This is a genomic window from Nostocoides sp., assembly GCF_035343835.1.
Lineage (GTDB): Bacteria > Actinomycetota > Actinomycetes > Actinomycetales > Dermatophilaceae > Nostocoides_A > Nostocoides_A vanveenii.
The window spans coordinates 1-4,402 of record NZ_DAOQZV010000249.1 but is presented as its reverse complement, the minus strand read 5'-3'; the positions used below and the strand labels follow the sequence as shown (position 1 = coordinate 4,402).

General features: G+C 69.6%; 6 protein-coding genes and 1 pseudogene. 6 read left to right on the top strand and 1 reads right to left on the bottom strand.

The window, feature by feature from the left end:
• The 6 genes and pseudogenes from PKH97_RS14110 to PKH97_RS14085 all read left to right on the top strand — a co-directional run.
• Positions 1-383 (top strand): annotated as a pseudogene (locus PKH97_RS14110) (hypothetical protein); the annotation flags it as partial.
• Between the two features lie 138 nt (positions 384-521).
• The gene (holA, locus tag PKH97_RS14105; protein ID WP_324388183.1) at positions 522-1,505 is read left to right on the top strand and encodes a DNA polymerase III subunit delta; all 984 of its coding nucleotides are present in this window, start codon (positions 522-524) and stop codon (positions 1,503-1,505) included.
• Between the two features lie 171 nt (positions 1,506-1,676).
• Positions 1,677-1,937 (top strand): 30S ribosomal protein S20, encoded by a 261-nt coding sequence (gene rpsT / locus PKH97_RS14100; protein WP_324388182.1) that lies wholly within the window; start codon positions 1,677-1,679, stop codon positions 1,935-1,937.
• Positions 1,938-2,081: 144 nt separating this feature from the next.
• Positions 2,082-2,555, top strand: coding sequence for a hypothetical protein (locus PKH97_RS14095; RefSeq protein ID WP_324388181.1), 474 nt, complete (start codon positions 2,082-2,084; stop codon positions 2,553-2,555).
• Entirely contained in the window at positions 2,552-2,788 is a 237-nt protein-coding gene (locus PKH97_RS14090) for a hypothetical protein (protein WP_324388180.1), read from the top strand. Before PKH97_RS14095 ends, PKH97_RS14090 begins: the two co-directional genes overlap by 4 nt.
• A gap of 141 nt (positions 2,789-2,929) precedes the next feature.
• Positions 2,930-3,925, top strand: coding sequence for an NAD-dependent epimerase/dehydratase family protein (locus PKH97_RS14085; RefSeq protein WP_324388179.1), 996 nt, complete (start codon positions 2,930-2,932; stop codon positions 3,923-3,925).
• 16 nt (positions 3,926-3,941) lie between these two features.
• Here the strand turns inward: PKH97_RS14085 and PKH97_RS14080 are convergent.
• On the bottom strand, positions 3,942-4,402 hold a 461-nt coding region (locus PKH97_RS14080; RefSeq protein WP_324388177.1), incomplete at its 5' end, for a type II toxin-antitoxin system PemK/MazF family toxin.

Genomic DNA, 4,402 nt, shown 5'->3' with positions numbered 1-4,402 from the left:
CGATCAATATCGTGGGTCCGCGCGGAAGCAAACAACTTCAGGGCCCGCCGGGATCGGGTAACTACGAAGGCGGACTCGGCGGCGGCCTCGCCCCTGGGGGCGCTGAGCAGGTCGATGCCGACGGGGCTGCGCACGCCCGGCCGAACGCTCCCGCCGGCCCGCAGGCTCCCGCTCCGCCCCCGCCGGAGAACGCGCGCACGGCGGTCACCCAGGGACACCCGTGGACTGAGCAGGACGACGAGGAGTTGAGCGACGGTGTGGAGATGGGCCTGACGCTGGGGGAACTCGCCGAGTCTCTCGAACTGCCGGAGGAGATCATCGCCGCCCGCCTCGACGGTCTGGGCCTGCAGGCCACCACCGAGCCGCAACTCAGTTTCGATTAAGGCGCGGCCACGCCCGCCGCTCGTCGACGCACCGATCGCCGGCGGCACGTGGCGCGATCACCCCGTTGGCCGCGCCGGTAGCTCGTGAGGCCAGCGTGCCCGGCCCCGTTGTCGGTGCCACATGGCAAGCTCGGACGTATGACCGCGCCCGTCACCGTCCCGAGCCGCGTGCCTCCGCTCGTGCTCATTCACGGGCCCGAGACGGTGCTCATCGACCGCGCCCTCGCCGAGACCCTTGCCGAGGTCCGCATCGCCCAGCCGGAGGCCGAAGTCATCCGGCTCTCGGCCCAGGGGTATGAGGCGGGCCAACTGACGATGGCGGCCAGCCCCAGTCTGTTCGGCGAGGCCAAGACCGTCGTGGTCGCCGATGCGGACGAGGGCGGCGAGGCATTCCAGAACGACCTGCTCGCTGTCATCCCCGATACCGAGGACAAGTTGCGGATCATCGTCATCCACAAAGGCGGCAACCGCGGCAAGAAGATCGTCGACACGCTCAAGCATCACAAGGCCCGCGTGATCGACGCTCCGGCCATCAAGACCGACCGCGACAAACAGGACTTCACCGTCAACGAGTTCCGGCGCGCCGGGCGGAAGGCGACCACGGGGGCCGTCCGGGCGCTCATCGAGGCCGTCGGCAACGACATCGCCGAGTTGGCCGCCGCATGCCTGCAGCTGGTCGACGACACGACCGGCACGATCGATGAGCAGGTCGTCCTCACCTATCACGGGGGCAAGGTCGAGGCCACGGGGTTCCGTGTCGCCGACGCGGCCATCGCCGGCGATGCGGGTGAGGCCCTCCGCCTGCTGCGTCACGCTCTCGGCACCGGCCTCGATCCCGTTCCTATCGTCGCCGTCCTCGCCGGCCAGCTGCGCCAACTGGTCCGTGTGGGTTCCGCCGGCTCCGGACGCTCGGCCGACCTGGCGCGGGATCTCGGGATGGCGCCTTGGCAGGTCGATCGCGCGCGCCGTGCCCTCAACGGCTGGGACGGCCCGGCCCTGGGACGCTGCATTCAGGCCGTCGCGGCGGCCGATTTCGAGGTCAAGGGCGGTGGGCGCGACCCGGTGTACGCCGTCGAACGCGCCATCCTGACGATCGCCGGCGAGCGAGCCGGCCGGCGCTGACCCCGTCGGTTTGGGGCCGCCCGCCCGCACTGGTAAATTTGCTCCTTGCGTGCGCGCAAGGTCGTGCGCGCACGAAGCACCACCCAGGCATCCTCCGCAAGGTATCCCCACGCCGGTCCCGAGGAGGCCTGCCGCCCTCAACGGCATACCGACCAACCAGAAAGATAGTTCGTGGCAAATATCAAGTCCCAGATCAAGCGGATCAAGACCAACCGCACCCGGACCGAGCGCAACAAGGCGGTCAAGTCCGAGGTGCGCACCTTCGTCCGCAAGTTCCGCGAGGCTGCGGCCTCGGGCGACGTGGAGGCGGCCAAGACCGCTCTCCAGGCCGCGTCGAGGAAGCTCGACAAGGCTGTCGCCAAGGGCGTCATCCACAAGAACCAGGCCGCCAACAAGAAGTCGGCGATGGCCAAGAAGGCCGCTTCCCTCTGAGGCTTGCCCGTCGTTCGGCGAAGGCCACCCACCCCACGGGGTTGGGTGGCCTTGTGCTTTGCCCCCGTCGGCCGACAACGCGCATGTATCACCGCTGACGCCGTCCTGCTCTCTGACTAGAGAGAGACCAACGGGAGGTGCGACATGGCACAACGCGACCTGCTCTGCCCGAGCGCCGCGGCCGAGCCGGGCGTGATCGTCCTGGGCATCCGACGCGCGGATGGGACGATCGGCTATTTGCCCGGCCAACTCACCGCGGACGCGGACTTCGTCGCCGCGGTCCGGGACCGCGCGTCAACCGACTTCCGCTTCGCGGCCCCGTGCGCGCGCGGCGGCTGTGGGCACTGGCGCGCTGACCCGCCACCCGACAGCAGCAGTCCGTCTTCCGACCGGTCATCCGCCGGCCCGCCATCGGGGCAGTGTTCACTCATCGGCCGGCTGCGGGACGTGGTCGCTGATCAGTACCAAGCCGATGAACTGCCCCGATGTGCCATCCGCGCGAGCTGCCGCTGGTTCGCCCAGGACGGGCGCGACGCCTGCCGGATCTGCCCGGTGGTCACCAGAGCGTCCGGGGCACCGGCCTCGGCCGACCCATCACAGGAAGGAACACCACGATGAGTGGCAGCAAATTCACGGTCGACCTCGGCGGTCTGCAGTTGACGCCGATCCTCGAAGAACGCCTCGACGCGCAGATCCGCAGCAGCGTGCTCTCGGCGCTCGCCCAGATGGAAGTCCCGGACCTGCACGGCGCCATCGACTTCAAGGAGCTGGACGGCGAGATCCGCGGGATCTACGCGGTGATCAACGAGGGCCTCCTCCAGGACCTCAACAGCCGGGGCTTCGGCCGCTGACTGTCCCCGCGCGGGCTACGGCACGCCGACACCGATCGAGATGGCCAACACGTCGAGGAGTCGCTCGACTTCTTGGCGTGTTGGCCTCGATCGATCCGGGCGCCGGCCCTTTGTCGCGGACGCCCGGTACCGTCCCGACGTATGAATGCTGCCGCTGGCCTGAGCGTCCTCTTCTACGGCGGGACGGGAGTGATCAGTTCCGCGTGCGCCCGCGAGGCGGCGCGGGCCGGGCATACGGTCAGCGTCCTCCACCGCGGACAGACGCCGAGCCGTGCCTTGCCCGATGGGGTCGAGGTCATGCACGCCGACGTCCGCGACAGCAACTGGGTGGCCCACGCCTTGGGGGGTCGCCGCTTCGACGTCGTCGCCGACTTCCTCGCCTTCCATCCGGACAATGTGCGTCAAAGCCTCGATCAACTCGCCGGTCGCTGCGGGCACTATGTCTTTATCTCGTCGGCGTCGGCCTATCAGACGCCGCCCTCGCGGCTGCCGGTCACCGAGTCCACACCCCTACGCAATCCGTTGTGGGACTACTCCCGCAACAAGATTGCCTGCGAGGACCTGCTCGTTCAGCGCTATCGCGACGACGGACTCCCGATGACGATCGTGCGCCCATCCCACACGTATGACGCGACCAGCCCGCCGCTCTTCGGCGGCTGGACCGCGGTGGAACGACTGCTGCGCGGGGCACCAGTCGTCGTTCCCGGCGACGGCACCTCCTTGTGGACCGTGACCCACGCGCGTGATTTCGCGCGCGCCTTCACGACCCTGCTGGGGGAGCCAACGGCATACGGGGAGGCGGTGCACATTACCGCCGACACCGCGCTGACCTGGAACGCGCTCTTCACGACACTCGCCGCGGCCGCCGGTGTGGAGGCGCATCTGGTCCCCGTCGCCTCGGAGGCGATCTGCGAGGGCCGGCCGGAACTGACCGGCAGCCTGCTGGGCGACAAGGCGCAGTCGATGGTCTTCGACAACTCTAAGATCCGGACCTTCGCGGCGGGCTGGCACGCGGAGACCACCTTTGCTCAAGGAGCGCGAGAGATCGTCCGCTGGCATCGTGAGCAGGACGTATGCCGTGTTGAGCCCGACCTGGACGCCTACTTCGACGAACTCGTCGCGCGCTGGCGTCCCTGACCGAGCGGTGTCGCCGTCAGCGGCCGGACCCGTGAACACCCACGAGCGCGGCGACCACCGCCTCGAACGGCTGCTGCTCCAGGACGGAACCCTCGCGCCGGATCGCGGAGGGGTCCACACGCAGGATCCGGTGCACGCCGACCTCGGAGGCGCGCCCGCGTGCGTCCCACGCGCCGGACCCGATATCCACCCAGATCCGCCCCTGCGCGCGCTCCTGAGCGGCGTCGCGATCGTGGTCCTTGCTGGTCATCGGCAACGCCAACAGCCACGGGCCATCCCACGCGATCAGCAGCACCGGCCGATCCTTGCCGCGCGCGGGGTCCTCCTGGAAAGGCACCCACGCCCACACCACCTCACCGGGGTCGGGACGGCCATCGGGCTTGGGGGAGTAGGTGATGCGCGGCAGGGGACTGGTGAAGTCGGCCAGCGGGGCATTCCCGCCGGAGGGAGGCGACCCTGCGGGGCCGGCGCCCCCCG

Bases quoted from the DNA above. Each gene is read 5' to 3' on its own strand.
- holA (WP_324388183.1), top strand. From the start codon at position 522: ATGACCGCGCCCGTCACCGTCCCGAGCCGCGTGCCTCCGCTCGTGCTC.
- PKH97_RS14090 (WP_324388180.1), top strand. From the start codon at position 2,552: ATGAGTGGCAGCAAATTCACGGTCGACCTCGGCGGTCTGCAGTTGACG.
- PKH97_RS14085 (WP_324388179.1), top strand. From the start codon at position 2,930: ATGAATGCTGCCGCTGGCCTGAGCGTCCTCTTCTACGGCGGGACGGGA.
- PKH97_RS14095 (WP_324388181.1), top strand. From the start codon at position 2,082: ATGGCACAACGCGACCTGCTCTGCCCGAGCGCCGCGGCCGAGCCGGGC.